Annotated in this window: 26 protein-coding genes; 20 read left to right on the forward strand and 6 right to left on the reverse strand. The window is 59.2% G+C overall.

What is annotated here, in order from left to right; all coding sequences use genetic code 11:
- Nucleotides 1–206 precede the first annotated feature (206 nt).
- The 9 genes from QPJ95_RS22865 (at nucleotide 207) to aat (ending at nucleotide 8973) form a co-directional block, all read left to right on the forward strand.
- A complete protein-coding gene (locus tag QPJ95_RS22865; protein ID WP_270919621.1) occupies nucleotides 207–1550 on the forward strand; it encodes a substrate-binding protein in 1344 nt (447 codons plus the stop codon).
- 145 nt (nucleotides 1551–1695) lie between these two features.
- Nucleotides 1696–2718: a branched-chain amino acid ABC transporter permease gene (locus tag QPJ95_RS22870; RefSeq protein WP_270919622.1), complete on the forward strand. Its 1023-nt coding sequence runs from the start codon at nucleotides 1696–1698 to the stop codon at nucleotides 2716–2718.
- 4 nt (nucleotides 2719–2722) lie between these two features.
- On the forward strand, nucleotides 2723–3925 hold the full coding sequence (locus QPJ95_RS22875) for a branched-chain amino acid ABC transporter permease (RefSeq protein ID WP_270919623.1): 1203 nt from the start codon (nucleotides 2723–2725) through the stop codon (nucleotides 3923–3925).
- An 11-nt stretch (nucleotides 3926–3936) separates the two neighbouring features.
- Nucleotides 3937–4692 carry an ABC transporter ATP-binding protein gene (locus tag QPJ95_RS22880; RefSeq protein WP_270919624.1) on the forward strand — a complete coding sequence of 252 codons (756 nt, stop codon included), beginning with the start codon at nucleotides 3937–3939 and terminating at the stop codon, nucleotides 4690–4692.
- A gap of 70 nt (nucleotides 4693–4762) precedes the next feature.
- A complete protein-coding gene (locus tag QPJ95_RS22885; protein ID WP_270919625.1) occupies nucleotides 4763–5518 on the forward strand; it encodes an ABC transporter ATP-binding protein in 756 nt (251 codons plus the stop codon).
- Nucleotides 5519–5742: 224 nt separating this feature from the next.
- Entirely contained in the window at nucleotides 5743–6279 is a 537-nt protein-coding gene (locus QPJ95_RS22890) for a PAS and helix-turn-helix domain-containing protein (protein WP_270919626.1), read from the forward strand.
- A 144-nt stretch (nucleotides 6280–6423) separates the two neighbouring features.
- Nucleotides 6424–6921: an acetyl-CoA carboxylase biotin carboxyl carrier protein gene (accB, locus tag QPJ95_RS22895; RefSeq protein WP_270919627.1), complete on the forward strand. Its 498-nt coding sequence runs from the start codon at nucleotides 6424–6426 to the stop codon at nucleotides 6919–6921.
- Between the two features lie 9 nt (nucleotides 6922–6930).
- Entirely contained in the window at nucleotides 6931–8280 is a 1350-nt protein-coding gene (gene accC / locus QPJ95_RS22900; RefSeq protein ID WP_270919628.1) for an acetyl-CoA carboxylase biotin carboxylase subunit, read from the forward strand.
- A gap of 57 nt (nucleotides 8281–8337) precedes the next feature.
- Nucleotides 8338–8973, forward strand: a complete 636-nt coding sequence (gene aat, locus QPJ95_RS22905) for a leucyl/phenylalanyl-tRNA--protein transferase (protein WP_270919629.1) — start codon at nucleotides 8338–8340, stop codon at nucleotides 8971–8973.
- Here aat and QPJ95_RS22910 read toward each other — a convergent pair.
- The 6 genes from QPJ95_RS22910 to QPJ95_RS22935 all read right to left on the reverse strand — a co-directional run bounded on the left by QPJ95_RS22910 (nucleotide 8937) and on the right by QPJ95_RS22935 (nucleotide 12830).
- On the reverse strand, nucleotides 8937–9278 hold the full coding sequence (locus tag QPJ95_RS22910) for a DUF2155 domain-containing protein (RefSeq protein ID WP_270919688.1): 342 nt from the start codon (nucleotides 9276–9278) through the stop codon (nucleotides 8937–8939). The genes aat and QPJ95_RS22910 overlap by 37 nt on opposite strands.
- 23 nt (nucleotides 9279–9301) lie before the next feature.
- Nucleotides 9302–9754 (reverse strand): outer membrane lipid asymmetry maintenance protein MlaD, encoded by a 453-nt coding sequence (gene mlaD / locus QPJ95_RS22915; protein ID WP_270919630.1) that lies wholly within the window; start codon nucleotides 9752–9754, stop codon nucleotides 9302–9304.
- Between the two features lie 28 nt (nucleotides 9755–9782).
- Nucleotides 9783–10169 carry an NADH:ubiquinone oxidoreductase subunit NDUFA12 gene (locus QPJ95_RS22920; RefSeq protein WP_270919631.1) on the reverse strand — a complete coding sequence of 129 codons (387 nt, stop codon included), beginning with the start codon at nucleotides 10167–10169 and terminating at the stop codon, nucleotides 9783–9785.
- A gap of 144 nt (nucleotides 10170–10313) precedes the next feature.
- Entirely contained in the window at nucleotides 10314–10673 is a 360-nt protein-coding gene (locus tag QPJ95_RS22925) for a RidA family protein (protein WP_270919632.1), read from the reverse strand.
- Between the two features lie 110 nt (nucleotides 10674–10783).
- The gene (gene clpX, locus QPJ95_RS22930; RefSeq protein WP_270919633.1) at nucleotides 10784–12052 is read right to left on the reverse strand and encodes an ATP-dependent Clp protease ATP-binding subunit ClpX; all 1269 of its coding nucleotides are present in this window, start codon (nucleotides 12050–12052) and stop codon (nucleotides 10784–10786) included.
- A gap of 145 nt (nucleotides 12053–12197) precedes the next feature.
- Nucleotides 12198–12830, reverse strand: coding sequence for an ATP-dependent Clp protease proteolytic subunit (locus QPJ95_RS22935; RefSeq protein ID WP_270919634.1), 633 nt, complete (start codon nucleotides 12828–12830; stop codon nucleotides 12198–12200).
- A gap of 252 nt (nucleotides 12831–13082) precedes the next feature.
- Here QPJ95_RS22935 and QPJ95_RS22940 point away from each other — a divergent pair, with 252 nt between their 5' ends.
- The 11 genes from QPJ95_RS22940 (at nucleotide 13083) to mdoH (ending at nucleotide 26702) form a co-directional block, all read left to right on the forward strand.
- Entirely contained in the window at nucleotides 13083–14090 is a 1008-nt protein-coding gene (locus QPJ95_RS22940; RefSeq protein ID WP_270919635.1) for a GlxA family transcriptional regulator, read from the forward strand.
- Between the two features lie 148 nt (nucleotides 14091–14238).
- Nucleotides 14239–14418, forward strand: coding sequence for a hypothetical protein (locus tag QPJ95_RS22945; protein WP_270919636.1), 180 nt, complete (start codon nucleotides 14239–14241; stop codon nucleotides 14416–14418).
- Nucleotides 14419–14547: 129 nt separating this feature from the next.
- Nucleotides 14548–16197, forward strand: a complete 1650-nt coding sequence (locus QPJ95_RS22950; protein ID WP_270919637.1) for a U32 family peptidase — start codon at nucleotides 14548–14550, stop codon at nucleotides 16195–16197.
- 274 nt (nucleotides 16198–16471) lie between these two features.
- Complete coding sequence (locus tag QPJ95_RS22955; RefSeq protein WP_270919689.1) at nucleotides 16472–16795, forward strand: ArsR/SmtB family transcription factor; 324 nt, start codon at nucleotides 16472–16474, stop codon at nucleotides 16793–16795.
- A 124-nt stretch (nucleotides 16796–16919) separates the two neighbouring features.
- Nucleotides 16920–17396, forward strand: a complete 477-nt coding sequence (locus QPJ95_RS22960; RefSeq protein ID WP_270919638.1) for a DUF302 domain-containing protein — start codon at nucleotides 16920–16922, stop codon at nucleotides 17394–17396.
- Nucleotides 17397–17497: 101 nt separating this feature from the next.
- Nucleotides 17498–19111 carry a thiamine pyrophosphate-binding protein gene (locus QPJ95_RS22965; RefSeq protein WP_270919639.1) on the forward strand — a complete coding sequence of 538 codons (1614 nt, stop codon included), beginning with the start codon at nucleotides 17498–17500 and terminating at the stop codon, nucleotides 19109–19111.
- On the forward strand, nucleotides 19098–20294 hold the full coding sequence (locus QPJ95_RS22970; protein ID WP_270919640.1) for a CaiB/BaiF CoA transferase family protein: 1197 nt from the start codon (nucleotides 19098–19100) through the stop codon (nucleotides 20292–20294). The genes QPJ95_RS22965 and QPJ95_RS22970 overlap by 14 nt, the downstream gene beginning before the upstream one ends.
- A 305-nt stretch (nucleotides 20295–20599) precedes the next feature.
- On the forward strand, nucleotides 20600–21961 hold the full coding sequence (locus tag QPJ95_RS22975; protein ID WP_270919641.1) for a tetratricopeptide repeat protein: 1362 nt from the start codon (nucleotides 20600–20602) through the stop codon (nucleotides 21959–21961).
- Between the two features lie 66 nt (nucleotides 21962–22027).
- Nucleotides 22028–23308 carry an OpgC family protein gene (locus QPJ95_RS22980; RefSeq protein WP_270919642.1) on the forward strand — a complete coding sequence of 427 codons (1281 nt, stop codon included), beginning with the start codon at nucleotides 22028–22030 and terminating at the stop codon, nucleotides 23306–23308.
- Nucleotides 23305–24816: a glucan biosynthesis protein gene (locus tag QPJ95_RS22985; RefSeq protein ID WP_270919643.1), complete on the forward strand. Its 1512-nt coding sequence runs from the start codon at nucleotides 23305–23307 to the stop codon at nucleotides 24814–24816. Before QPJ95_RS22980 ends, QPJ95_RS22985 begins: the two co-directional genes overlap by 4 nt.
- A complete protein-coding gene (gene mdoH / locus QPJ95_RS22990) occupies nucleotides 24813–26702 on the forward strand; it encodes a glucans biosynthesis glucosyltransferase MdoH (RefSeq protein WP_270919644.1) in 1890 nt (629 codons plus the stop codon). Before QPJ95_RS22985 ends, mdoH begins: the two co-directional genes overlap by 4 nt.
- Nucleotides 26703–26919: the final 217 nt, after the last annotated feature.

A 26919-nucleotide genomic window follows, 5' to 3' on the forward strand; every position in this document is an offset into this window, starting at 1 on the left:
CAATTTTACGGATTTGCTGCACTGCAACATAAGAAACTTTACAACTCACCGGGGATGCTGTGCATTTATTTACAGAATTACCCCGAAAAACAAGGCTATTATTGCGAAATTTTACAAACCCTCCGCATAGTGTCTTTGCACAATTGTGCCTGCGCATCGTGGAACTAGAGGAGCCATGGCGCGTTTATCGTTTCAGGGAGGATTTTATGTCCAATTCGAAGTTTACTCGTCGTGGTATGCTGAAAACCGGTGCTATCGCCGGGGCCGGTGTTGCACTTCCGACGATCTTTACCGCGTCTTCCGTCGCGGCCTATACCAATGAACCCACTGGCAGCTCTGTCACTCTGGGCTTTAACGTCCCACAAACTGGCCCCTACGCCGACGAAGGCGCCGACGAGTTGCGCGCCTATCAGCTGGCAGTCGAGCACCTGAACGGTGAAGGCGACGGCGGCATGATGAACACTTTCAGCTCCAAAGAGCTGCAGGGTAACGGCATCATGGGCAAAAAGGTCGAGTTCGTCACCGGCGATACCCAGACCAAATCTGACGCCGCCCGCGCATCGGCCAAGTCGATGATCGAAAAAGACGGCGCGGTGATGATCACTGGCGGTTCATCCTCGGGTGTTGCCATCGCGGTTCAGGGTCTGTGTCAGGAAGCAGGCGTGATCTTCATGGCCGGTCTGACCCACTCGAACGACACCACTGGCAAAGACAAGAAGGCCAACGGTTTCCGTCACTTCTTTAACGGCTACATGTCGGCAGCGGCGCTGGCGCCAGTGCTTAAGGGCCTCTATGGCACCGACCGCAACGCCTATCACCTGACGGCTGACTACACTTGGGGCTGGACCCAGGAAGAATCGATCGCAGCTGCAACCGAAGCGATGGGCTGGAACACAGTCAACAAGGTGCGCACCCCGCTCGCCTCGACTGACTTCTCATCCTATATCGCTCCGGTGCTGAACTCAGGCGCCGATGTTCTGGTTCTGAACCACTACGGCGGCAACATGGTGAACTCGCTGACCAACGCAGTTCAGTTTGGCCTGCGCGAGAAGATCGTCAACGGCAAGCAGTTCGAGATCGTTGTGCCGCTGTACTCGCGGCTGATGGCCAAAGGTGCTGGTGCCAACGTTAAGGGCATCCACGGATCCACCAACTGGCACTGGTCGCTGCAGGATGATGCCTCCAAGGCATTTGTTAAATCCTTCGGCACCAAATACGGCTTCCCACCAAGCCAGGCGGCGCACACCGTTTACTGCCAGACACTGCTTTATGCAGATGCTGCAACACGCGCGGGCACCTTTAACCCATGTGGTATCGGCGAAGCTCTCGAAGGCTTTGAGTTCGACGGTCTGGGCAATGGTAAAACATTGTACCGTGCTGGCGATCACCAGTGCTTCAAGGACGTGCTGGTTGTGCGCGGGAAAGAGAACCCAACCTCCGAGTTCGACCTTCTTGAAGTTGTCGAAGTCACTCCGGCGGCTCAGGTCACCTACCCGATCGATCACCCGATGTTTGCAGGCGGTGCCCTGGGCACTTGTAACGCAGGCTAAGGCCATCTGACCGGGCCGGGCGCGCAACACTTGCGCCCGGCCCATTCTCACCCGGCCGCCGGATCTAGCTGATCGACACGGGGGACCCCCCCCGAGGCCGCCGGACTCTCATACAGACCAGACGACAAACCCAAAGGTGGGGGCTATGGACGCAATCCTATTGCAAATCTTGAACGGGCTCGACAAGGGCTCTGCCTATGCGCTGATCGCGCTGGGACTGACACTCATTTTTGGCACGCTAGGCGTGGTGAACTTTGCCCACGGGGCCCTGTTTATGATCGGTGCCTTCTGCGCCGTCACCGTCCAGCGGCTTCTTAACATCAGCTTTGAAACGGTGGATGAAACCCAGACCGATTTTCTCGGCAATGCGCTGAAGGTGAAAACCCCCTATGTCGAGGCCTGGTTCGGCCCTGAGACGGGTGGAGTAATCATTGACTGGGCGGTGCCACTGGCGATCCTGTTTGCCGTGCCTATTATGGTTTTTGTTGGCTATGCGATGGAACGCGGGCTGATCAAACACTTCTACAAACGCCCCCATGCGGATCAGATTCTGGTGACCTTTGGCCTCGCCATCGTGCTGCAGGAAGTGATCAAGTTTTTCTACGGCGCCAACCCGATCCAGACCCCTGCCCCCGAGGTGCTGAGCGGGATTATCAATGTCGGTGCCATCATCGGCATGGATATCGTCTATCCGGTCTGGCGGGTTGTCTATTTCTTCTTCTCCCTGCTGGTTATCGGCGGCATCTTCTCGTTCCTGCAGTTCACCACCTTTGGCATGGTGGTGCGCGCTGGCATGGCCGACCGCGAGACCGTGGGCCTGCTGGGCATCAACATCGACAAGCGGTTCACCATCATGTTTGGCATCGCAGCCGCCGTCGCGGGTCTTGCCGGGGTGATGTATACCCCGATCAATTCACCCAACTATCACATGGGCATGGATTTCCTTGTGCTCAGCTTTGTGGTGGTGGTGGTTGGCGGCATGGGCTCACTGCCCGGTGCTGTGCTGGCCGGCTTCCTGCTGGGAATTCTCGAAAGCTTTGCCTCGATGAACGAGATCAAATCAATCATCCCCGGCATCGACCAAATCATCATTTATCTGGTGGCAATCATCATTCTGCTTGTACGTCCCCGAGGCCTGATGGGCCGCAAAGGCGTGATGGAGGACTAAGAACATGCTCGGAATGAACAAAAACGACACCTCAATGCTGCTGCTTGTCGCCGCATTGACGATGCTGGCCCCCTTTATCCTGAACCCGTTCCCGACGGACAGCGGATTGGCACAATTCAACGCCGGATACCCGGATCTGATGCAGCGGTTTGTGATCTTTGGCATCTTCGCCATTGGCTTCAACATCCTGTTTGGCCTCACTGGCTATCTCAGCTTTGGCCACGCCGCCTTTCTGGGTGTCGGCTCCTATTCAGCGGTTTGGATGTTCAAACTGCTCAGCATGAACGTCATCCCCGCCATTATGTTGTCGGTGGCCATGGCGGGGCTCTTTGCACTGCTGATCGGCTATATCTCGCTGCGGCGCTCGGGGATCTATTTTTCAATCCTGACGCTGGCCTTTGCACAGATGTCGTTCAATCTGGCCTATTCGGTGCTGACCCCGATCACCAATGGTGAAACCGGTCTGCAACTGACCCTGAATGACCCACGGATCTTAGGTGTGTCGCAGACGGCTGACGGCTCGATCCCGGTGACCAGCCTGTTTGGTCTCGAAATGCGCTCGACCTTTGAAATGGTGGTCGGCCCCTGGGCGTTCCAGTTCAACGCTGGCTACTACCTCAGCGCATTGATCCTGCTGGCGGCTTTCTACCTGTCGATCCGCATCTTCCGCTCACCCTTTGGGCTGATGCTGCGCGCCGTGAAATCCAACCAGCAGCGGATGAACTACACCGGGTTGAACACCCGCCCCTACACCCTGGCCGCTTTTGTGATCTCCGGCATGTATGCCGGTCTGGCTGGCGGGCTGCTGGCCTCGATGGATCCGCTGGCAGGCGCCGAGCGGATGCAATGGACCGCCAGCGGCGAAGTGGTGCTGATGACCATTCTTGGCGGCGCCGGCACCCTGATCGGTCCGGTTCTGGGCGCAGGTTTCATCAAGTACTTCGAGAACATCTTCTCCAAGATCAACGAAAACGTATTGCACGGTTGGTTCGGCGCGCTGCCCGATGGGCTGGAGGATCTGCTGGTCACACTGGTCTACCCCTTTGTCGGCAAAGGCTGGCACATGACGCTGGGCATTCTGTTTGTGCTGGTTGTGGTGTTCTTGCCCGGTGGCCTGGTCGAAGGCGGCCAACGCATCGCCAACTGGGTACGTCGTAAAAAGGCGGGCAATAACAAGCCCACCAGCACAATCGAACCTGCGGAATAAGGAGACACAAGATGGGAATTCTTGAAGTCAAAGGCGTCAACAAGCGGTTCGGCGGGCTCCAGGCGCTGGGGGATGTGAACCTCAGCGTCAAGGAAAACTCGGTCCATGCCATCATCGGCCCCAACGGCGCCGGTAAATCCACCCTGCTGAACGTGCTGGTGGGCAAGCTGATCCCGGACACCGGATCGGTGATGTTCGATGGCAAATCAGTGTTGGGACGCGCCCCCTATGAGATCAACCAGATGGGCATCAGCCGAGTGTTCCAGACGCCGGAGATCTTTGGCGATCTGACGGTATTGGAAAACATGCTGATTCCCTGCTTTGCCAAGCGCGACGGGGCGTTTGAGATGAACGCCATCACCTCGGTGCTCGGCCAAAGGGATGTCATTGAGAAAGCCGAGCATATGCTGGAAGAGATGAACATGGCGGACAAGCGGCATATGCATGCCGCCGCCCTGTCCCGTGGTGACAAACGCCGGCTGGAGATTGGCATGTGCCTGTCGCAAGAGCCCCGGCTTTTGTTGCTGGATGAACCCACTGCCGGTATGGCGCGGGCTGACACCAACAACACCATCGACCTGTTGAAACAAATCAGTGACGAGCGCGACATCACCATCGCCATCATTGAACACGACATGCATGTGGTATTCTCGCTGGCCGACCGGATCACCGTTCTGGCCCAAGGCAGGCCGCTGGTCGAAGACGATCCGCAAAACATCCGAGGCAACCCTCTGGTGCGCGAAGCGTATCTCGGTGAGCAAGCCTAGGGAGCATCGTCATTCACCCCGAAAACTGGACACCGGTTTTTGAATTGGTTGAGTGAGAAAGGAAATAACTATGAACGTCAAACCCAATTTCTCCAAGAACGCCAATCAGGCGACCACCGCTCCGGCCTTTCTGTCGGTCTGGGACATGCATGCCTATTACGGCGAAAGCTATATCGTGCAGGGTATTTCCTTCAATGTGCACGAGGGCGAGATCCTCGCCCTGTTGGGCCGCAACGGCGCGGGCAAAACCTCAACCCTGCGCGCCATCGCCCGGATGGACGATCCTCAGTTGAACAAGGGCGAGATCTGGCTGGATCACCAGCCGCTGCACAACATGGCCGCCTATCAGGCCGCGGCCGTCGGTCTGGCGCTGGTCCCCGAGGATCGCCGCATCATTGCCGGGCTGACTGTCGAGGAAAACCTGCAACTGGCGCAGATCGCACCGCCAATCGGCTGGTCTCTTGACCGATTGTACCAGATGTTCCCGCGTCTGGGAGAACGCCGCAAGCAAGAGGGCGTCACCCTGTCGGGGGGCGAGCAGCAAATGCTGGCGATTGCCCGCGCCTTGGCCCGCGACATCAAGGTGCTGTTGCTGGATGAACCCTATGAAGGCCTGGCGCCAGTGATTGTCGATGAGATCGAAAAGACCCTCATTCACATCAAGGAACAGGGCATCACCACCATTATCGTTGAACAGAACGCAGTGCGGGCGCTGAAATTGGCTGACCGCGCCGTGATCCTCGACACCGGCGGCATCGTGTTTGACGGGCTGGCCTCCGAGGTACTGGAAAACGAGGAATTGCGAGCAGAGTATTTGGCGATTTAGAAAGTTCTCCTTGTCATAGGTCTCGTCAATACACCGCAATTTAAGGGCTGCCTCCGTCTGGAGGTGGCCCTTTCAATCTGCAAACATCAAAATGGACAGCGGCCAACAGTGGCTCTGCCTGCGTTGCAATTCGACGGGTTTGGCGCTGGTCCATTTAGACAGTAATCCTGCTCATTCTTATAGACGGCTTTAATTTTCTCGACAATCAGTCCACACATGCCGCCATGAGTGATATCGCCTTTGACCACGCCCCCATCGGGCTCGCCCAACTGGAACAGCGCATCATCCGGCGCTGCAATCTGCAATTCGCCGAGACCTTTGGCGACGACCCGGAGGCCTTTATTGGCATCGAGATCGCCGAGCTTTACCCCAGCCGCGAGGATTTTGACCGTATCGGCACCCGCTTGCAGCAAGATGATGTTCAGGCCGGCCGATATGATGATGAACGCATCATGCGGCGGCTGTCGGGGGATTTGTTCTGGTGCCGTGTGCGCGGCCGCTCGCTCACCCCTGAGCATCCGTTTCGCGCCGGAATCTGGTCTTTTGCGGATATTTCGGAAGACCGACCGGTGGTCTCTCTTACTCCGCGCGAACGGGATGTCGCGATCCTGACCTGTCATGGGCTGTCCGCCAAGGAAATCGGTGCCAAACTGAACCTGTCTTATCGCACCATCGAAACCCATCGGGCGCATCTGCTGAAGAAATTTGCCGCCCGCAAGCTGCCGGAACTGGTGGCCAAACTGACTGGTATGCCGCTGTAGATCGAGACCAATTGCAAAACGGAGCGCAAGGTCCCATGTTAGCATCTGGTTAGGGTGCTTTCATTGCGGGCAAGCTTGCCCTATAAGCGCGTAAAAATTCGGCCTATGCTGCAAGCAGGCCATAGGGAACCGGCTGAGGATCAAATGAAAAACAAATCTCACGAAGCAGACGTAGCCTTTATCAAGGCATTGGCCGAAATGCTGCGCGACAACGATCTGACCGAATTGCAGGTCAAACGGGATTACGGCGATGACGACAGCCTGAATGTGCGCGTCTCTCGCAAGATCACCGTCATGTCGGCCCCGGTTCAGGTTGCGGTGCCTGCCGCGGCTCCGGCCGCTGTTGCGGCTGCGGCCCCTGCAGCGGCCCCTGCGGCGGCGGCGCTGTCTGACGACCCTGCCAGCCACCCCGGCGCCGTGCCCTCTCCGATGGTCGGCACCGTCTACATCCAGGCAGAACCCGGCGCGCCAGCCTTTATTTCAGTCGGCTCCAAGGTCAGCGAAGGCGATACCCTGCTGATCATCGAAGCGATGAAGACGATGAACCACATTCCGGCCCCCAAGGGCGGCACGGTCAAGCGCATTCTGGTCGAAGACGGCGCCGCTGTGGAATTCGGAACACCTCTGGTCATCATAGAGTAAGGATCTGACATGTTTGACAAGATCCTGATTGCCAACCGCGGCGAAATCGCCCTCCGCGTGATCCGCGCGGCACGCGAAATGGGCATCGCCAGCGTTGCGGTGCACTCTACTGCCGACGCCGATGCCATGCATGTGCGGATGGCCGATGAATCGGTCTGTATCGGGCCGCCAGCCAGCATTAACAGCTACCTGTCGATCCCGGCCATCATCTCGGCCTGTGAAATCACCGGTGCGCAGGCGATCCACCCCGGCTATGGTTTCCTGTCGGAAAACGCCAATTTTGTGCAGATCGTCGAAGACCACGGCCTGACATTCATTGGCCCCACCGCGCAGCACATCCGCACCATGGGCGACAAGATCACCGCCAAGGACACTATGAAGGCGCTGGGTGTTCCCTGTGTTCCCGGCTCCGAAGGTGGCGTTCCAGACCTGGAAGCGGCGCAGAAAATTGGCGCTGAAATCGGCTATCCGGTTATCATCAAGGCCACAGCTGGTGGCGGCGGCAAGGGCATGAAAGTGGCCAAAACCGCTGCGGACATGGAAATGGCCTTTCGAACCGCACGCGCCGAGGGCAAGTCCAATTTTGGCAACGATGAAGTCTACATCGAGAAATACCTGACCACGCCGCGTCACATCGAAATTCAGGTGTTTGGCGATGGCAAGGGCAAGGCCGTACATCTGGGCGAGCGCGATTGCTCACTGCAGCGCCGCCACCAAAAGGTATTCGAGGAAGCCCCCGGCCCCAGCATCAGCGCAGAAGAACGCGCCAAAATCGGCAAGCTCTGCGCCGACGCGGTTGCCAATATCAACTATATCGGCGCCGGCACCATTGAGTTCCTCTATGAGAACGGCGAGTTCTTTTTCATCGAGATGAACACCCGCCTGCAGGTGGAACACCCGGTCACAGAGGCGATCTTTGGGGTTGATCTGGTGCGCGAACAGATTCGCGTCGCTGAAGGCCTGCCAATGTCGTTTGGTCAGGACGATCTGACGATCAATGGCCATGCCATCGAGGTGCGAATCAACGCCGAGAAACTGCCTAACTTTGCCCCCTGCCCCGGCAGAATCACCCAATACCACGCCCCCGGCGGATTGGGTGTGCGGATGGATTCAGCGCTGTATGACGGTTATTCAATCCCACCCTTTTACGACAGTCTGATCGGCAAACTGATCGTGCATGGCCGCGATCGCAACGAGGCAATTTCCCGCCTGAGCCGGGCTCTGGGCGAGCTGATTGTCGATGGGGTTGACACCACGGTGCCGCTGTTTGACGCCTTGCTGGCCGAGCCTGACATCCAGTCTGGCAATTACAACATTCACTGGCTGGAACGTTGGCTTGACGATAACCTTGCCAGTTAAAACCACCGTAGCGGTGCGTGCCAGCACGCACCCTACAACCACCATCAGGGTCCTGCGATGACAGGGCTGACAGCTGACTTACTGTTGTTGGCCTATGCATCCGGGGTCTTTCCCATGGCCGAGCATCAGGATGATCCGGAGGTTTTCTGGGTCGATCCCAAGCGGCGTGGAATTTTGCCCTTGCACGGATTTCGTATGTCGCGCTCTCTGGCCCGCCGACTGCGCCGCGGTGACTATCAGATCACCATAAATCAGGATTTCGCGGCCGTTCTGACCGCCTGCGCCGACCGCGCCGAGACCTGGATCAATGCCGACATCCATGCCCGCTATGTTGAGTTGCACCAGATGGGCAAAGCCCACTCCGTCGAGGTCTGGCAAGACGGAGAGCTGTCGGGCGGTGTCTATGGCGTCACCCTGGGCGGCGCGTTTTTTGGCGAAAGCATGTTTTCACGCCGCCGCGATGCCTCCAAAATTGCCCTGTGTTACCTGATAGATCGCCTGAATCAAGCTGGGTTCACCCTGTGTGACACCCAGTTTCTCACCGCGCATCTCGCCTCGCTGGGCGGGGTCGAGATCAGCCGGGCCGCCTATCAGCGGCTCCTGCGCGATGCGCTACTGCTAAAGGCCGACTTCACCGCCCCAGCGGTGCCGACGGCTCAGGAATTGCTGCAGCGAAGAACCCAGATATCATAACGGCTGTGATCCAGCGCACTCAGCGCCGGGCTGGAGGCAATCATCCAGCCCTCGAACTGCACCGCTCCGCTGTCCGGGTCACGAATAGTCAGGAACGCATAGGCATCGCCGGTGGGATTGTCCGCCGGGTAGCGACACTCTGACAGTGTCACCAACAGCCCGAACAGTTCGGCGCTGCCACCGCTCGGGATATTGGCATCCACGGTATGGCCGTTGACCTTGTCCAGCCCCCGCACGACCGCCCCAGGGGCGGAGACAGCGCTGTCCTGCGCCCAAATCGGGGCGCCCAGCCCCCAGGCCAGCATCAGCAGGCCGGAAAAAAATGGCTTCACGAGTCCTCACCACTGCCGGATACAAACTTCAGCAGCAGGGTAATCAGGCTGACTGCACCCTGGGTGTCTTCGATCTCGTCCCCCGGTTCAAAATTGAACGGCGATCCGCCGGGCATGATTTCCACGAAATTCCCGCCCAACAACCCCTCGGAGGACACCACGATGGCGCTGTCGTCGGGGATATCAATGCCTTGCTGCACTGAAAAACGGGTGTCCGCGCGATAGGTCTGCGGGTTCAGTTCAACATCGGTCACAGTGCCGATCTTGACCCCGGCCAGACGCACATCGGTGCCAACGCCGACACCTTCGAGAGAGCGGAACGAGGCGTTGAGCCTATAATCTGCGCCGGATTGCGACAGACCCGTCGCCTGTCCCGCATAGACCGCAAAGCCAATTGCTGCGGCCAGAACGACGCCGCCGACCAGAACTTCGGTAGTGTTGTGGGACATTGTGTTGCGCCTCTACCGGGGCCGGATGTTACTCCGGCACCCATGCCTCATAATCGCTGCGCGCTGCCGGTTCGCCGGCCTGGCGAATCGATCCCTGCGGCGCATAAGCCATTGCCGTACCTGTCAGGTTTTCCTGATGCGGCTTTTCCCAGTCCTTGTGGACCAGTGGCTGTTCTGACGGCAGTTCATCAAAGGTCCGGTGCAGCCAGCCGTGCCAGTCCGCATTGATGCGCGTGGCCTCGATCTCGCCGTTGAAGATCACCCAGCGTTTGCTGTCATCGGCATTGTGATAATACACATTGCCCTGATCATCGTCGCCAACTTTGATCCCCTTGCGGGCAGTGAAGAGCTGTGTGTTCAGCGTCTGACCGTTCCACCAGGTGACGGCGCGCAGAAGAGTGCTTAGGATTGACATGGATGCCTCCGTAAATTCCCCTTTGATATGACGCAGTTTGCATCCGAGGTCCAGATGCTGCACGATCTCCAATGGCTCGCAAGGTCACGGATGTGCGCATTTTCCCACGGCCAGGCAGGATTCAGGGGGTATTGCAGTGTTGCTTCAAGGCGCCAGCGCCGTGACCTCGATCTCGATCCGGTACTTGGGATCAATAAGCCCACATTCGATCATGGTTGCCGCAGGTGGGTTCTCCCCAAATGTCTTGGCCAGGACCGGCCAGCAGGCGTCAAATTCCTGGGCGTCGGGCAGGTAATAATTTATCCTGACAATTTGTTCAAAACTGCTACCGGCATCGGTAAGAGCCTTGCCGATGATCGCCAGAGCCGACTGGCACTGCGCAACCACCCCATCGCCCTGCCCGACGGTGCCCGCAACATGAACAAACCCGCCGGCCACCACCGCCCGACAATAGCCAACCTTGGCTTCGAACTCGCCGCCTGAGGATATTCTTTTGATGGTCATCTCAGCTCCCATGCGTCCCAAAGAAATCAGGAGGCCCATAAATTTGTATTGCACAGCAAAACGGCGCGGGATGACCCGCGCCGCGTTGATCTTGTCTGGCACCACATGGGTTAGCCAGCAGAGGCTGGCTCTTTTTCCGCATCCGCGTGGATCATCAGCGGTTCAACCTTCGAATTCACCGCCTCCTCGTTCACCACCACCTTGGTCACACTGTCCATTCCGGGCAGATCAAACATGGTGTTGAGCAGGATATCCTCCAGAATCGAGCGCAAGCCCCGGGCCCCGGTTTTACGTTGAATGGCGCGTTTGGCAATCGCACTCAGCGCATCATCGGTAAAGTCCAGTTCGGTGTCTTCAATCTCGAACAGGCGCTGGTACTGTTTGACCAAGGCGTTCTTGGGCTTGGACAGGATTGTAACCAGCGCATCTTCGTCCAGGTCTTCCAGTGTTGCCAGCACCGGCAAACGGCCGACAAATTCCGGGATCAGGCCGAATTTCAGCAGATCCTCGGGTTCCAGATCCTGAAAAACCTCGCCCACACCGCGTTCATCATTGTCACGAACATCGGCGCCGAATCCCATCGCCGATCCCTTGCCGCGTGCGGCAATGATCTTGTCGAGACCAGCAAAGGCGCCACCACAGATGAACAGGATGTTGGTGGTATCGACCTGCAGGAATTCCTGCTGCGGGTGCTTACGCCCGCCCTGCGGAGGAACGCTGGCAACGGTGCCTTCCATCAGTTTCAACAGCGCCTGCTGCACGCCCTCCCCCGAGACATCGCGGGTGATCGAAGGGTTTTCAGACTTGCGGGTGATCTTGTCGACCTCGTCAATGTAGACGATGCCACGCTGTGCGCGCTCAACATTATATTCCGATGCCTGCAACAGTTTCAGGATGATGTTTTCCACGTCCTCGCCGACGTAACCGGCTTCGGTGAGGGTGGTGGCATCTGCCATCGTGAACGGCACATCCAGAATCCGCGCCAACGTCTGTGCCAGCAGCGTTTTGCCGCAACCGGTTGGGCCGATCAGCAGAATATTGGATTTGGCCAGCTCAAGTTCCGAGCCCGCCTTTTCCGCATGGTTCAGACGCTTATAGTGATTGTGCACCGCAACCGAGAGCACCTTCTTGGCTTTCGCCTGGCCAATGACATAGTCATCCAGCACATCGCAAATATCCTTGGGAGTCGGCACTCCATCGGTGGTTTTCAATCCCGAGGCCTTGGTCTCTTCACGGATAATATCCATGCAAAGTTCGACGCACTCGTCGCAAATGAACACGGTTGGGCCCGCGATCAGCTTGCGTACCTCGTGCTGGCTCTTGCCGCAGAAGCTGCAGTAAAGCGTATTCTTGCTATCGCCGCTTGAGTTCGTTGCCATGGTCTACCTTTCAGTCCGCGCTAGGAGGGGGCCATCGAGCCGTCTCCCACTTCCAAAACAGCTTAGGCCAGTGCCTCAGCCGCTACAATCGCAAAGTACGCCCCAGCCCTGCCGGGACGCACAAGTTTACTTGTTAAAAAGAGCCTCAGCTCTCTTCTGATTCGCCTTTAGGGCGGCTGGCGACGATCTCGTCGATCAGACCAAATTCCTTGGCCTCTTCCGGCGACATGAAGTTATCGCGCTCCAGTGCCGCTTCCACCTTGTCCAGTTCCTGACCGGTGTGATGCACATAAATCTCGTTCAGGCGCCGCTTCAGCTTCAGCGTCTCTTCGGCGTGAATCATGATGTCAGTGGCCTGACCCTGGAACCCGCCCGAGGGCTGGTGCACCATTACCCGGCTGTTTGGCAGCGAGAAACGCATGCCTTTTTCGCCCGCAGTCAACAGCAGGGACCCCATCGAGGCCGCCTGACCGATCACAAGCGTCGAAACCTTTGGCTTGATGTACTGCATGGTGTCGTAGATCGACAGCCCCGAGGTGACCACACCACCGGGGGAGTTGATATACATAGAGATTTCTTTGGAGGGGTTCTCAGCCTCAAGGTGAAGCAACTGCGCCACGATCAGCGAACTCATGCCGTCGTGAACCGGACCACTGAGAAAAATAATCCGCTCCTTCAGCAAGCGTGAGAAAATATCATAGGCCCGCTCGCCACGGGCGGTCTGCTCAACCACCATGGGGACCAGGGTGTTCATGTAGGTTTCTTTTGGATCAAACATTTGGGCCTGCCTGCTTTGAATGTAATCGGGACCATACCCGACGATGTGTTACTTGATTCTTAGTATCGCGGCATAAGGGCCGCAAGAGGGTGGAATAAATTTGCTGATCGCCGCCGATGCGGCAGCAACTACGTCGCATTTTGCAAGTCCATGTCGCAAATTGATGGCATTCAGTGTATAACCGAGCTTACCAAACGGCAAGAAACGCCTTCCCCGCCCTCATGGACGTCAGCCGCACCACAGGATTTCATTATGCAGACAGATAGTTTTGTTCAAAAAGGGGCCGCGGCCCAGTTGGCGGTTCAATTTGACGGCAGGGTACAGGATTTTTATTTTCTGATGCTGCCCAAGGCAACGATGCTCCCTGTTGCCGCTGCGATCGAGCCGTTGCGGATTGCCAATCAGGTCAGCAATACCGAGCTATACCGCTGGTACATCATGTCCGAAGATGGCGCCCCGGTGACCTGCTCCAACGGGATGACGGTGACGCCGGACATGCCACTGGAGCAAATTCAGCAGGACGCAGTGGTGTTTGTCTGCGCCGGTATTGAGCCACATCAGACCGCCAGCGAATCAACCATAAACTGGTTGCGCCGCGAACACCGATTCGGCCGCCGGCTGGGGGCCATCTGCACTGGCGCGTTCGCGCTGGCCCAGGCTGGCCTGCTGCGCGGTCGGGATTTTACCCTGCACTGGGAGAATCAGCCGGGTTTCACCGAGATCTACCCGGACCTACAGCCCTCGTCGAACATCTATGAAATCACCGACACCTTACTGACCTGCGGTGGTGGCAATGCGGCCACTGACATGATGCTGAACCTGATCGAAGTTCGTCACGGCAAAAATCTGGCGATCATTGTCGCTGATATGTGCCTGCATGTGCGCTCGGGCGGCCAGATGGCGCCGCAGAAATCCAACTATGCGGTGGCCATCGGCAGTCGCAATCAACGATTGCTGACCGCGCTGCAGCTGATGCAGGATTCGATCGAGGAACCGTTCTCAATCGCCACCCTCTGTGACCAGTTGAATATTTCACGCCGCCAGCTGGAACGGCTCTTCTCACGCTATCTGGACCAAAGCCCGATGCATGTCTATTCCGACATGCGCCTCAGCCATGCCTATGCCCTGATGAACGAGACCGCACTGTCGGTGACCGAAATCGCCCTTGCCTCCGGCTTCAACAGCGCCACGCATTTTTCCCGCCAGTTCAAACGCAAATTCGGCGCCAGCCCCCATTTCTTTCGCAAAGGCTGGGTATAGCGGCAATCGGTCTTTTGGAGCCGCAGCCTCAACCCGGCCTCAACCCGATCTCAACGGGGTGTCATCGGGGTCAAGTCCTGCCGGTGAATGACCAAATGCTCGCTGAACTAATGTTGCCTAGTCGCAGCATCCGCGATAGCCTGACATTATGAAACATGTCCCCAAAGATACCACAGATGATGCTCTTATTCAGGAATTCCTGAACAAGGGCGGCAAAGTCAGCATTGGCAAAACCAAACCTCTGCCCAGCGAGCTTGGCCTGAGCAACAATGCCTGGAACAACAAACTGACCAAAGAAGAGAAATCGGCGCGCGACAAAAAGAAGTGATTTCATATCGCTGCTGCGCCTGCAAACGCAAGCACGCGCGCAAAGAACATTCCAGTTAAGAAAATAAGGGTTCACAAGCCTCGTCATCTGACATAAAACACGGCCTTCTTCCCTACTCCGGCTGGTCCCATGTCCCCAAGACGTTCTGAATTGCTGATGCCTGCGGGCAATCTGCGCAAGTTGAAAATAGCGATCCTGTATGGGGCTGATGCCGTCTATCTGGGCACCCCGGATATGTCGCTGCGCACCAAGTCCGAATTTTCGCTTGAGGACGTCATTGAGGGCGTCAAGTTCTGCCATCTGCACGGGCGGCGCGCCTATCTGACCCTGAACCTGTATTCGCACAACAAAGACATCCCCAAGCTGGACGAATATATCGACACCGTACGGCAGGTGAGCCCTGACGGGCTGATTATCGCTGATCCGGGGGTGTTTCAATATGTCCGCGAGCGGGCGCCGGAAATCCCGCTGCATGTCTCGACCCAGGCCAATATCTGTTCCTGGCTGTCGGTACAGTTCTGGCAGGGCCAAGGTGCCGATTTGGCGGTGATGGCCCGCGAGGTCTCGTTCCCCGAGCTGGAAGAAATCCGCGAAAAATGCCCGGATATCAAGCTGGAGGCCTTTGTTCACGGTGCCATGTGCATGACCTATTCGGGTCGCTGCCTGCTGTCCAATTTCATGGCTGAACGCGGCGCCAATCAGGGCAACTGCGCCAATTCCTGCCGCTGGAACTACAAGTTCCACATGCGCATGAAAGACGGCACCGTGCAGGAGCTGATCGTCGATGACAGCAATCGCGACATGTTCGAATTCCTGCTCGAGGAAGGCGTGCGCCCCGGTGAATTCCTACCCATTCAGGAAGACGAGCGCGGCAGCTATATCCTGAACTCCAAAGATCTGTGCCTGATGCCTAAACTGGACGATTATTTGCGCATCGGCGTCGATAGCCTGAAGGTCGAAGGTCGCGGCAAATCGGAATATTATGCCGCCGTGGTGGCGCGGGCCTACCGCATGGCGATTGATGACTATTACGCCGACCCGGAAAACTGGGATCCTTCGGACTACATGGCCGAGCTGGAAACCGTCGGCAACCGGGGCTACACGCTGGCCTTTCACAAGGGCCGGTTGACCAACCTGGCACATGGCTATGAACACACCGCCGCAATTGCCACCTGGGAATATGCCGGTGTGGTGAACGAAGTGACCGAGGATGCCTTCCTGGTTGAGGTCAAGAACAAGCTGGAACCCGGCGACGTGCTGGAAATGGTATCACCCATAGCCCGCAACACCATTCTGCTGCGCACCTATGACTACGAGATCGCCGCCACTGGCGAACGTAAAGACGTGGTGCATGGCTCCACCAAATCGGTGGTCCGCCTGCCCTTCTCGCTGTTTGAGCAGGAAGACCAGAATGATCTGCGCAAAAACTTCCCGGCTTTCACCGTGATCCGCAAGGAACGCGCACTGACCGATGAGCAGTGGAAGCGTCTGCAACTGGACAAGACCGCCCAGGCTATGGAGATCCGCGATTCTACCGGTGAAACCGCTTATACCCGCCGTCGCGACGCCCTGGTTGAGGCGATTGATGGGGACACCAACACCCGCCGCTTCAAAACCAACCGGGTTGGCACCCAAGGCTGCTGCGGCAAGGGCTGCAACGGCTGCCTGATCTTTTGGCAGGGCGATGAATATGCGCTGGCGCGCGACATTCTGCTGCAACGCAAGCAGGGCGAGCAACTCAGCAATGCCGAAGCCAGCGAATTCAAGCTGCCTGTTTAATCCCCCACAAAAACCGCCCCTGACCTGTATCCGCCGCTCTCATCGCATGAGAGCGGCGCGACCTGTCTGCCATTTGTGCCCGGTCTGGCGCCAGACAGATTGCCCCGCAGCCAGCCATCTTGATTGTTATGCGCTATCATGAGACTAGGATTATGAAGGAATTCTCTGGTCTGGCGTTCGACCCTCGGCGGCGCAAGAACACCAACAGGCCGACAGAGGAAGAGATCCGGGTATGGAGATTGAACAGATGGCTGACCCCGAGCGGTTCCCGGACATGGCATTCAAAGACATGGCAGCCAAAGACATGGATGACATGGTGGACAACGCCAAAAGCGCCTCGGATTTTTTGAAGGCGATCAGCCATGAAGGCCGCTTGCGAATTCTGTGCCATCTGGTGACTGGCGAGAAATCGGTTGCTGAACTGGAAGATCTACTGTCGGCGCGCCAAGCTGCTGTATCGCAACAATTGTCCCGGCTGCGACAGGAACAGTTGGTCACCACGCGCCGCGACGGCAAGACGATCTATTACCGGCTGGCAGACGACCGCTCGCGCCGCATTCTGCATGTGATCCACGAGATGTTTTGCAAAAAAAACTGATCTAGGGTCGCAGTCGCCCGCCCAGCGCGCAAATAGATTTGACCACGGGGCACACACGGCATTGTGACATTCAACAGCCTCCTGTTCGGCCTAAAAAAAGGGCCATGTCTATTGGAGCGGCCCCATGATGTTCAGATCTCTCGCCTTTGCAGCCCTGCTTGCCCTCACTGCCCTATCGGCCTCGGCCGACAGCCTGCAACCGCGTGACGGCTGGGTGGTGATGGAAACCAACAAAGGCTTTGACCAGCTGATCACCGACCTAAAAGCAGCCACCAAGGCGCAGGGCATGGCGGTGGTCACTCAGGCCGGGCCAACTGCCGCCGCCGCCCGGCGCGGCATCACCATCCCCGGCAACCGGGTGATCGGTGTTTTCAACAACGACTTTGCCGTCCGTATCCTTGCCACCTCGACCAGTGCAATGATCGAGGCCCCCATTCGGTTTTATGTGACCGAAAATCCTGACGGACAGGCGACGCTTTCCTACAAGATCCCCAGCCACGTCTTTGCCCCCTACATGGGTGAGGGCGGCAGCGAACTGGTCAAACTGGCGGAGGAGCTGAGCCAGGTGTTTGACGCGATTGCCCGGCAGGCCAGCCGCTAGGCCTGCCCATCCCGGTCACATGGGTCACATGGGCGTGAAACCCCTTGCACCACCCCGCCAGCTCCGCATTCTCGCAGCAAACGAGAATCGGAGATCAGTTCATGACCCGCCCCACCCGCGCCGCAGATATTCTGGCCCGTCGTCTGTATGAAGCAGGCTGCCGCCACGCCTTTGGCATGCCCGGCGGCGAAGTGCTGACCCTAGTGGATGCCCTACAGGCAGCTGGCATAACCTTTCACCTGGCCAAACACGAAAACTGTGCGGGTTTCATGGGTGAAGCCGTGCACCACAGCGACGGCGCACCGGCGATCCTTGTGGCCACTATTGGCCCCGGCGCACTGAACGGCGTCAACGTAGTGGCCAATGCGCATCAGGACCGGGTGCCTATGCTGGTGCTCACCGGCTGTGTCGATGAGGCGGAGCAGCAGAACTATACCCACCAGGTGCTCGACCACGGGGCGGTGTTTGCGCCGATCACCAAGGCCAGCTTTCGCCTGAACGCTGAAACCGCCGACCTGATCGCCGACAAGGCCATCGCCATCGCCACCGAACAGCGCAACGGCCCGGTTCACATTGATATACCAATCTCGGTGGCTGACAGCGCCGCAACAGATCGCAACATCCGCCGCGCGCCTGCAAGTGACACCGTGCCCAGCGGCGCTGACCTGGCGCAGGCGCGTGACTGGCTGGCCGCGGCGGAGCGCCCGATCGCGGTGATCGGCCTGGATGCGGTCCAGCAACAGGCCGGAGCTGCCATCCAGCGCTTTCTGGAGACCCACCAGATCCCCTTTGTCACCAGCTACAAGGCCAAGGGCATTATTGCCGAAAGCCATCCGCTGTGTCTCGGCGGTGGCGGGCTTTCTCCGCTGGCCGACAGTCATCTCCTGCCGCTGTTGCGGGTCGCAGATCTGGTGCTTTGCATCGGCTATGATCCCATCGAAATGCGCCCCGGCTGGCGCGATGTCTGGGATGTGAACCGCCAACAGGTCATCGACATCGCCCCCGAGCCTAACCTGCACTATATGCATCAGGGCGGCTTGAACCTGCTCACCAGTATCGCCCCCACCCTTGCGGCGCTGTCCGATGGGGTGGCGGCGCGCGCAACTTGGCCAGACCAGCAGCCCCAGACTGCCCAAGTGGCATTGACGCAGGCCTTTCCGCTGACCGACGACTGGGGCCCTGCGGCGGTGATATCCGAGACCCGCGCGGTAATGCCTAGCGACACTCTGGCCAGCGCCGACAGTGGCGCCCATCGCATTTTGCTGTCGCAGATGTGGGGCTGCCATGAGCCCCGTGGGCTGATCCAGTCGTCTGGGCTCTGTACCATGGGCTGCGCGGTACCGATGGCCATTGGCCGCAAACTGGCGCAGCCCCAGCGGCCGGTGATCAGCTTTTCCGGCGATGCCGGCTTCCTGATGGTGGCCGGAGAACTGGCCACAGCAGCTGAGATGCAACTGGCGCCGATCTTTCTGGTGTTTGTCGATGCCAGCCTGGCATTGATCGAACTGAAACAACGCCAGCGCCAACTGGCCAATGCGGCAGTTGACTTTGGTCGCCATGATTTTGCCGCCATCGGGCGCGCCTTTGGCGGTAACGGGGTGACGGTTCGCAACCGGCAACAGTTGCGCGTCGCCTTGACTGATGCCATGACGGCACAAAGCTTCACCGTGATTGCAGCTGAAATCGAACCAGGAGGCTATGATGGTCGGATCTAAACCACTCCCACACGGCGCACTTAAGGGAGTCAAAGTTCTTGACCTGTCCCGTATTCTGGCGGGACCAACCTGTACCCAGCTGCTGGGCGATCTTGGCGCTACGGTGATCAAGGTGGAAAACCCCAAATCCGGCGGTGATGATACCCGCCAGTGGGGGCCTCCCTATGTCACCGATCAGGATGGCAATGACACCGACATGTCGGCCTATTTCATGTCCGCCAACCGCAACAAGCGCTCGGTGGCGATTGATATCGCCACGGTTGAGGGCCAGCAGACCATTCTGCGGATGGCAGCACAGGCGGATATCCTGATCGAGAACTTCAAACCCGGCGGGCTGAAGAAATACGGGCTGGATTATGCCAGCCTGCGGGAAAAGCTGCCCGGGCTGATCTACTGTTCGATCTCGGGCTATGGGCAGACCGGCCCACATGCGTCTAAACCCGGCTATGATCTGATGGCACAGGCCTATGGCGGCATCATGTCGCTGACCGGTGAGCCGGAGGGCGCGCCGATGAAGGTTGGCGTTGGCATCGCCGACGTGATGTGCGGCATGTATGCCACCGTGGGCATTCTGGCGGCGCTGCGCCACCAGGAGCAGACCGGTGAAGGCCAGCAGGTCGATGTGGCGCTGGTCGACAGTCAGATCGCCTGGCTGATCAGCGAAGGCGCCAACTATCTGACCTCTGGCCAGTTGCCCGAACGACGTGGCAATGGTCACCCCAACATTATGCCCTATGGCCTGTACCAGAGCACCGAGGGTCATGTCATTGTGGCGGTGGGCAATGACAGCCAGTTTACCCGCTTCATGGAGTTCCTCGGGCTGGCCGGTCTGGCCCAAGACCCCCGGTTCTCCAGCAATCCGGGCCGCTTGCAAAACCGCGAGGCGCTGGACGACATCCTGATCCCGGCGATGAAACGGTTCAGCACTTTGGACATCATCAAGGGGCTAGAAGCCCGCAAGGTGCCGGTTGGGCCGGTGCAGGATCTGCAACAGGTGTTTGCCTCGGATCAGGTGGCAGCCCGCAACATGAAGATCGAGATGCAGAGCGAGGCCGGACCGGTGTCTCTGATCGGCAATCCGCTCAACTTCTCCCGCACCCCGGTGACCTACCGCCTGGCGCCGCGCAGCTGCGGCGCCGACAGCGACGAGATCCTGTCGGCGGAGGCCCCCTTCGAGATCTGACCGCACAAGCGCTGGCCAGATACCGTCGCGTTCCCGGCCAGACACGGGCCGGACACTGGCCAGACACTGACCAGCCAAGTGTTACAGAAATTGCCAGAGCCAAGCCCCTTCCCCGTCTGCAATCGGGGGAGGGATGCCGCATTTGCGCAAAACCGACCAGAATTACGCTCCCTTCATTGCAATTTCCGGCCCTGCACACACGTCCCTTCACCAATGCGAGAGGTGGCGTCGCGCGACGCAATCTCATGGCTTAGTGTCATGCCAGATAACGGTAAAACCTTTTAGCGCAAGAATGGATCCCCAGTATGCAAGATATCTTTGGCCAAGACACCAGCCTGACAGATGCTGCTGCATTGCGCGATTGGAACGCTGTACAAATGGGCGTTCTGGCCCATGCGGCCACCACCCCGACACATCTTGCGGCGCTACTGGCGACAGCACCGGGTTTTGCGCTGGGTCAGGCCTGCAAGGGCATGTTCTACCTGCTGATGGGACGCTCTGAACTGATTGCCACCGCCCGCGAGGCGCTCTCCGCTGCCAGAGCGCATTTTGACACTGCCCTGCCCCGTGAACGCCATTACATCGCGGCGCTGGAGATCTGGCTGGCCGGGCAGCCCTCGGCGGCCATAGCCAAGTTGGAACAGGTGTTACACAACCATCCCCAAGATGCGCTGGCGATGAAGCTGAGCCATTCCATCCGCTTTGTGCTAGGCGACAGTGCCGGCATGCGTCGCTCGATTGAGCGGCTCCTGCCGGCCTATGGTACCGACCATGCCGGGCACGGCTATCTGCTGGGCTGTCACGCCTTTACCCTGGAAGAAACCGGATCATTCGAAAAGGCCGAGATTGTCGGTCGGCAGGCCCTATGGACAGCGCCCGATGATGCCTGGGGGTTGCATGCGGTGGCGCATGTGCATGAAATGACCGGCAACGCCCAGGCCGGGCTGGACTGGCTGCAGGGACGCGAGGCCGCCTGGTCGCATTGCAACAACTTCCGCTATCACGTCTGGTGGCACAAGGCGCTGATGCACCTGGACCTGGGGCAGATTGATCAGGTGTTTGATCTGTATGACCACGAGATCCGCAGTGATAAAACCGACGACTACCGTGATATCTCAAACGGCACTTCGCTGCTGATGCGGCTGGAGTTGAATGGTGCCAATGTGGGCGAGCGCTGGGAGGAACTGGCGGAACTGGCAGCCAACCGGACCGAAGACGGCAGCCTGATTTTTGCCGACCTGCATTACCTGCTGGCGCTGGCCGGCCACAACCGCAAAGAGGCCACCAGCCGCTTGGTGAAACGCATTCACGCAGACGCGCAGACCCGAACGGACGAGGCAGGCCAGCGGATGGCAAATCCCGGCTGTGCCGCGGCGCTTGGGCTAGAGGCCTTTGGTGAGGGCGATTATGCCGGGGCTTTTGCCAATCTGTCGCAGGCACGCGGCTCCATGTGGATGGCAGGCGGCAGCAACGCCCAGCGCGATGTCTTTGAACGCATCACCATCGATTCTGGCCTGCGGGCCGGACAGTTGGACGCGGTCGAGTCAATTCTGGATGATCGCCAGGCATACTGTGGTGGCAATGAAGGCAATTACGCATTGGCCCGCCGTGAGGTGATTGCCGAAATGCGCGGCAGCGCAGCCCCCCACAGCTTGTCGGCACAATAACCGCAGAATACCCGCAGAATACCCGCAGAATACCCGCAGACTCACCCAGGAAGGCAATGAACTGAAATGGCGACAATTGTGCCTCAACCAGATACCCAGGTTACGGCCCTGCCCGGCGCAGCCGCCAATCAGGCTGCGGCGCCAGTGCAGACACCAGTGCAAGCACCGGGGCGCATCCGTGATCCCCGGCTCGACTTTTACCGTGGCATTGCCATGTTCATCATCCTGAGCGCCCATATCCCCGGCAATCGCTGGACCGGCTGGATTCCCGCCCGGTTTGGCTTTTCCGACGCCACCGAGATCTTTGTGTTCTGTTCGGGCATGGCCTCGGCGATTGCCTTTGGCGGCTCTTACGGGCGCTTGGGCTGGCGCATGGGGTCTGCCCGCGTTGGTTACCGGGTCTGGCAGGTGTTCTGGGCCCATATCGGGCTGTTTTTCTTTATCGCCATGATAATGGCAGCGCTGGACACCTATGGCGGCTTTGACAAGAGCTATGTCAACTCATTGAACCTCGGCCACTTCTTTAACGACACCATGCCGCAACTGGTGGGGCTGTTCACCCTTAGCTATGTGCCCAATTATTTCGACATCCTGCCGATGTATCTGGTGGTGCTGGCGCTGATGCCACTGATGATGGCGATGGAGAGGATCAGTCTCTGGGCGGTGGCGGCGACATCTGTTGTGATCTGGCTCGCTGCCAACCCCTATGTCATCGGCCTGGCCCCCGACGGGCTGGCGCTCTCGGCCGAGCCCTGGTCAGAGCGCAAGTGGTTCTTCAACCCCTTTGGCTGGCAATTGCTGTTCTTTACCGGCTTTGCCTTTATGAAAGGCTGGCTACCTAAGCCGCCGGTGTCAAAACCTCTGATCGCCCTGGCCATTGGCTTTGTGGTGCTGTCAGCACCGTTTGGCGCCTGGAAAGTGTTTCTCTGGGTGCAGGCCTGGAATCATGATCTGGCCGATACCATCCGCCCGGTCTGGTCGCTAACCAAGGAGTGGCGCAACAAAAGCGACTTTGGCCTGCTGCGGTTTGTTCATTTCCTGTCACTGGCCTATCTGGGCTGGGTGATTGCCGGCGACGGCGGCAAACGGCTGATCGCCTCGGGTCACTCTATCAGCGCGCGGGTCTGGGCTGTACTGCTCAAACTGATCACCAAGGTCGGCCAGCAATCATTGGCGGTGTTTGTCGTCTCGATGGCGCTGGCCCGGGTGATCGGCTTTGTGCTGGACCAGACCGGTCGCGCCGTCACCACCACGGCACTTGCCAACCTTACCGGTTACGGCCTGATTATCCTGGTGGCCTTTGCCGCCGCCTGGTTCAAATCCCAACCCTGGAGAGCCAAACGATGACCTCCTTTTCCCGCCGCTCCTTTCTGGCATCAGCCATGGCCAGCACATCAATTCTAGCATTCCCCGCCCAAGCCTCGGACGTACCGCCTTTCTCCCGCGATACGGTCATCTCGCTGGCCCGAGAGCTGGCCGCCCATGACTATGCCCCGCGCGCCTCGGTGCCGCAGGACTGGCTGGATATGAGCTATCAGGACTATCAGACCCGCTGGTTTCGCAATCGCGATGCCCTGTGGTCGGATACCGATCGCAGCTATAACGTCGATTTCTTCCTGCCCGGCCTGTATTTCCCGCGCCCCGTTCAGGTCAACACAGTGACCGATAGTAACGGGGCCGAGCGGGTGCCGTTTGATCTGTCGCTATTTGACAAGACCGACAAGGCGCCTGCCCTAAGCTTCGACGACAGTCTGGGCTATTCCGGCTTGCGCCTGCGCACTGAGTTGAGCCAGCCCAATCTGAAGAACGAATTCTGTGTCTATCAGGGCGCCAGCTATTTCCGCGCCATCGGGCTGGACAATGTCTATGGGCTGTCGGCCCGTGGGCTGGCGCTGAAAACCGGCGACCCAATGGGCGAGGAATTCCCCGAGTTCATCGAGTTCTGGCTTGAAGCCCCCGCCCCCGGCCAGCGCAATATCGTGCTCCACGCGCTGCTGGACAGCCCATCTGTCGCCGGTGCTTACCGATTTGACATCCTGCCCGGCGACAATTGCACCATGGCGGTGCAGGCAACCCTGTTTCCCCGCCAGGAGCTAAGCCATGTGGGGCTGGGTCCGCTGACCTCGATGTTCCTGTTTGATCAGACCAACAGCAGCCGGTTCGACGACTTCCGCCCGGCGGTGCATGACAGTGACGGCTTGCTGGTGCAAAACGGTCACGGCGAGGTCCTGTGGCGGCCACTGGCCAATCCCCGGCATTTGCAGATCTCCTCCTTTGTGGATGAGAACCCGCGCGGCTTTGGCCTGATGCAACGGGCCCGCAAATTCTCGGACTTTGCCGATCTTGAGGCCAGTTACCACAAACGCCCCTGCCTCTGGGTCGAGCCCGACGGCAACTGGGGCAAGGGCGCGGTGACGCTGGTTGAAATACCGGCGGATCAGGAAATCTACGACAATATCGTCGCCTACTGGCGCCCACAGGTGCCCTACGCAGCGGGCGACCAGGTCAGCCTGTCCTATCATCTGACCTGGGGCCATGAACCGGACTTGCAGCTGCCACGAGTCATCAACACCGCGGCAGGTGCGCGGGTGTTTGGCAATCCGGGGCGGATCATGACCCTGGATTTTGCCGCCCACCCGCTGCTGAGCGACGGCCCCGGTGGCATCGATGTCCATATCTCGTCGCCGCATGTGGACACCAGCAGTGGCGTGTTGCAACGCAACCCGGAAACCGGCGGGTTGCGGCTGGCGTTCTCGTTTGATCCCGGCGCGCGGGATCTGGTGGAACTGCGCGCACAGCTGCGCAAAGACGGTCAGATGGCCTCTGAGGTTTGGCTGTACCGGTGGACCGCATGAGCCGCCCGGTCCTGTTGCCGCCCGAGCGACCATTGGCGATGCCCGCGCAGGATTTCTCGGCTGGTTTTCAGGACTTTGATGCGCCAAAGCAGCAGCCACTACAATCTGTGTCACTGTGGCGAATTCTGGCCTTTTCGCCGGCTATGGCGGGCACTGCACTGCTGACCTGGGTGATGCAGGGCTGGTTTGGTGATGGCGGCTTCACGGGGCTGGAAATGGTACTGCTGGCGCTGATTGCCTTCAATTTCTTCTGGATCTGCTTCACCGTCTCAACCGTGCTGCTGGGGCTGTACTCGCTGTCGAGGCGCCCCGCTGAGCGCCGCCTTGCACCGCCGCGCAAGATGACCGTGGCGCTCCTGATACCGGTCTATAACGAGGTGCCATGGTATGTGCTGGGCAATGCCCAGACCATGCTGCAAGAGCTGCGCAAACGCGGCGGCGTGCATGAGTATTCCATGTTCATCCTGTCAGACACCCGCGATGATGCCATCGCCGCGCAGGAGCTGATCTCGGTCCGCGCCCTGCACGCGATGATGCCACCGGGGTTGAACCTGTATTACCGCCGCCGCGATCATAATACCGATCGCAAGGTTGGCAATATCGCCGACTGGGTCAGCCGCTGGGGCGCCGGGTTTGAGGCGATGCTGGTGCTAGACGCCGATAGCCTGATGACCGGCCGCGCCATCACCCGGCTGGCCAATGCGCTGTCGCGCGACCCAGGCGCCGGGCTGATCCAAAGCTATCCGCAGCTGATCGGCGCTCAGTCGGTGTTTGGCCGGATGCAGCAGTTTGCCAATGGCGTCCACGGCGCTGCCCTGGCCGAGGGGCTGGCCCGCTGGGTCGGACGCGAAGGCAACTATTGGGGCCATAACGCCATCATCCGCACCCGCGCCTTTGCCACCTGCGCCGGGCTGCCGCATCTGCGCAGCCCATTGGGTCGCCGTCTCGGGGGCGATGACAAACTGATCATGAGCCATGATTTTGTCGAGGCCGGACTGCTGGCACGGGCGGGCTGGTCGGTGCGCTTCCTGCCGCGTATCCGCGGCTCATACGAGGAAACCCCGCCGACCCTGATCGACCATATCCAGCGCGACCGGCGCTGGTGTCAGGGCAATCTTCAGCACCTGAAACTGTTGCGAGCCAAGGGGTTCCGGGCGATTTCTCGGTTTCACCTGCTACACGGCGCCATCGGTTATCTGATGGCACCAATCTGGTTTGCCTTGCTGGTGATCTGGGCCCTCATTGGCCGTGGCGAAGAGGCCTCGGTGCTGACCTACTTCAGCGAGAGCAATCCGCTGATGCCGTCCTGGCCCGATATGTCCGAGCCGCGCCATGTGCTGGTGATCCTGCTGATCTATGCGATGCTGCTGGCGCCCAAGCTGCTAGCGATTGCCGCACTGCCGCTGACCGGTGCGCGGTTTTCCGACTATGGCGGCGGCGCCCGGTTTGCGCTGTCCTTTACCTCGGAAATCCTGCTGGCGATCCTCTATGCGCCGATCCTGATGGTGCAGCAAATGATCGCGGTAATCCGCACCGCGCTGGGCCTGCAGCGTGGTTGGGCACCGCAGGCCCGCGATGGCGGTCGCTACAGCTGGACCACGCTGCTGATCAGCCACGCGCTGGAGACCCTGAGCGGGCTGGCGCTGTGGGTTGGCATTGTGACCGGACTGGTGTCGCTTTGGCTGCTGCCGATTGCCCTGTCACTGGTGCTGGCGGTGCCGCTGTCGGCGCTGTCAGGGCTGCCGGTGCTGCGCCGGATCAATGCCTGGATGGGCACCCGAGAGGTGTTCTGTGAGCCGCAAATCACCCGCAACGCCCGCAGCTGCCGCGCCCGGCTCAAGCATATCCTGGACGGTGGCAGCCCCAGCGGCAGCGCTGCCGAATAATCGCATTCGACGCCCAGCGCACCGTTTCTAAGACATCACACCGTATGACGCGTAGCTCTCCCGCGCCCGCAGGGGATCTGGCTTTGCCCAATCCCCTTGGCGGGATTGGGCCTGGCGCCGCGCAAAGCGCGGCGCCAGGCCCAACGGGAGGAGCGTCTCCGATAGGAGGCCGACGACGGGCGGGAGCTGTTGCGGGCAAATGATACACCTCTTGAAA

The sequence above is a fragment of the Parasedimentitalea psychrophila genome (assembly GCF_030285785.1).
Taxonomy (GTDB): domain Bacteria; phylum Pseudomonadota; class Alphaproteobacteria; order Rhodobacterales; family Rhodobacteraceae; genus Parasedimentitalea; species Parasedimentitalea psychrophila.

Coding starts and splice junctions, on each gene's coding strand:
- QPJ95_RS22940 (WP_270919635.1), top strand. CDS start 13,083: ATGCAGACAGATAGTTTTGTTCAAAAAGGGGCCGCGGCCCAGTTGGCG.
- QPJ95_RS22870 (WP_270919622.1), top strand. CDS start 1,696: ATGGACGCAATCCTATTGCAAATCTTGAACGGGCTCGACAAGGGCTCT.
- mdoH (WP_270919644.1), top strand. CDS start 24,813: ATGAGCCGCCCGGTCCTGTTGCCGCCCGAGCGACCATTGGCGATGCCC.
- QPJ95_RS22910 (WP_270919688.1), bottom strand. CDS start 9,278: ATGCTGGCCTGGGGGCTGGGCGCCCCGATTTGGGCGCAGGACAGCGCT.
- QPJ95_RS22965 (WP_270919639.1), top strand. CDS start 17,498: ATGACCCGCCCCACCCGCGCCGCAGATATTCTGGCCCGTCGTCTGTAT.
- aat (WP_270919629.1), top strand. CDS start 8,338: ATGACAGGGCTGACAGCTGACTTACTGTTGTTGGCCTATGCATCCGGG.
- clpX (WP_270919633.1), bottom strand. CDS start 12,052: ATGGCAACGAACTCAAGCGGCGATAGCAAGAATACGCTTTACTGCAGC.
- QPJ95_RS22865 (WP_270919621.1), top strand. CDS start 207: ATGTCCAATTCGAAGTTTACTCGTCGTGGTATGCTGAAAACCGGTGCT.
- QPJ95_RS22985 (WP_270919643.1), top strand. CDS start 23,305: ATGACCTCCTTTTCCCGCCGCTCCTTTCTGGCATCAGCCATGGCCAGC.
- accB (WP_270919627.1), top strand. CDS start 6,424: ATGAAAAACAAATCTCACGAAGCAGACGTAGCCTTTATCAAGGCATTG.
- QPJ95_RS22975 (WP_270919641.1), top strand. CDS start 20,600: ATGCAAGATATCTTTGGCCAAGACACCAGCCTGACAGATGCTGCTGCA.
- QPJ95_RS22970 (WP_270919640.1), top strand. CDS start 19,098: ATGGTCGGATCTAAACCACTCCCACACGGCGCACTTAAGGGAGTCAAA.
- QPJ95_RS22880 (WP_270919624.1), top strand. CDS start 3,937: ATGGGAATTCTTGAAGTCAAAGGCGTCAACAAGCGGTTCGGCGGGCTC.
- mlaD (WP_270919630.1), bottom strand. CDS start 9,754: ATGTCCCACAACACTACCGAAGTTCTGGTCGGCGGCGTCGTTCTGGCC.
- accC (WP_270919628.1), top strand. CDS start 6,931: ATGTTTGACAAGATCCTGATTGCCAACCGCGGCGAAATCGCCCTCCGC.
- QPJ95_RS22945 (WP_270919636.1), top strand. CDS start 14,239: ATGAAACATGTCCCCAAAGATACCACAGATGATGCTCTTATTCAGGAA.
- QPJ95_RS22950 (WP_270919637.1), top strand. CDS start 14,548: ATGTCCCCAAGACGTTCTGAATTGCTGATGCCTGCGGGCAATCTGCGC.
- QPJ95_RS22890 (WP_270919626.1), top strand. CDS start 5,743: ATGAGTGATATCGCCTTTGACCACGCCCCCATCGGGCTCGCCCAACTG.
- QPJ95_RS22935 (WP_270919634.1), bottom strand. CDS start 12,830: ATGTTTGATCCAAAAGAAACCTACATGAACACCCTGGTCCCCATGGTG.
- QPJ95_RS22885 (WP_270919625.1), top strand. CDS start 4,763: ATGAACGTCAAACCCAATTTCTCCAAGAACGCCAATCAGGCGACCACC.
- QPJ95_RS22925 (WP_270919632.1), bottom strand. CDS start 10,673: ATGACCATCAAAAGAATATCCTCAGGCGGCGAGTTCGAAGCCAAGGTT.
- QPJ95_RS22920 (WP_270919631.1), bottom strand. CDS start 10,169: ATGTCAATCCTAAGCACTCTTCTGCGCGCCGTCACCTGGTGGAACGGT.
- QPJ95_RS22980 (WP_270919642.1), top strand. CDS start 22,028: ATGGCGACAATTGTGCCTCAACCAGATACCCAGGTTACGGCCCTGCCC.
- QPJ95_RS22960 (WP_270919638.1), top strand. CDS start 16,920: ATGATGTTCAGATCTCTCGCCTTTGCAGCCCTGCTTGCCCTCACTGCC.
- QPJ95_RS22955 (WP_270919689.1), top strand. CDS start 16,472: ATGGCATTCAAAGACATGGCAGCCAAAGACATGGATGACATGGTGGAC.
- QPJ95_RS22875 (WP_270919623.1), top strand. CDS start 2,723: ATGCTCGGAATGAACAAAAACGACACCTCAATGCTGCTGCTTGTCGCC.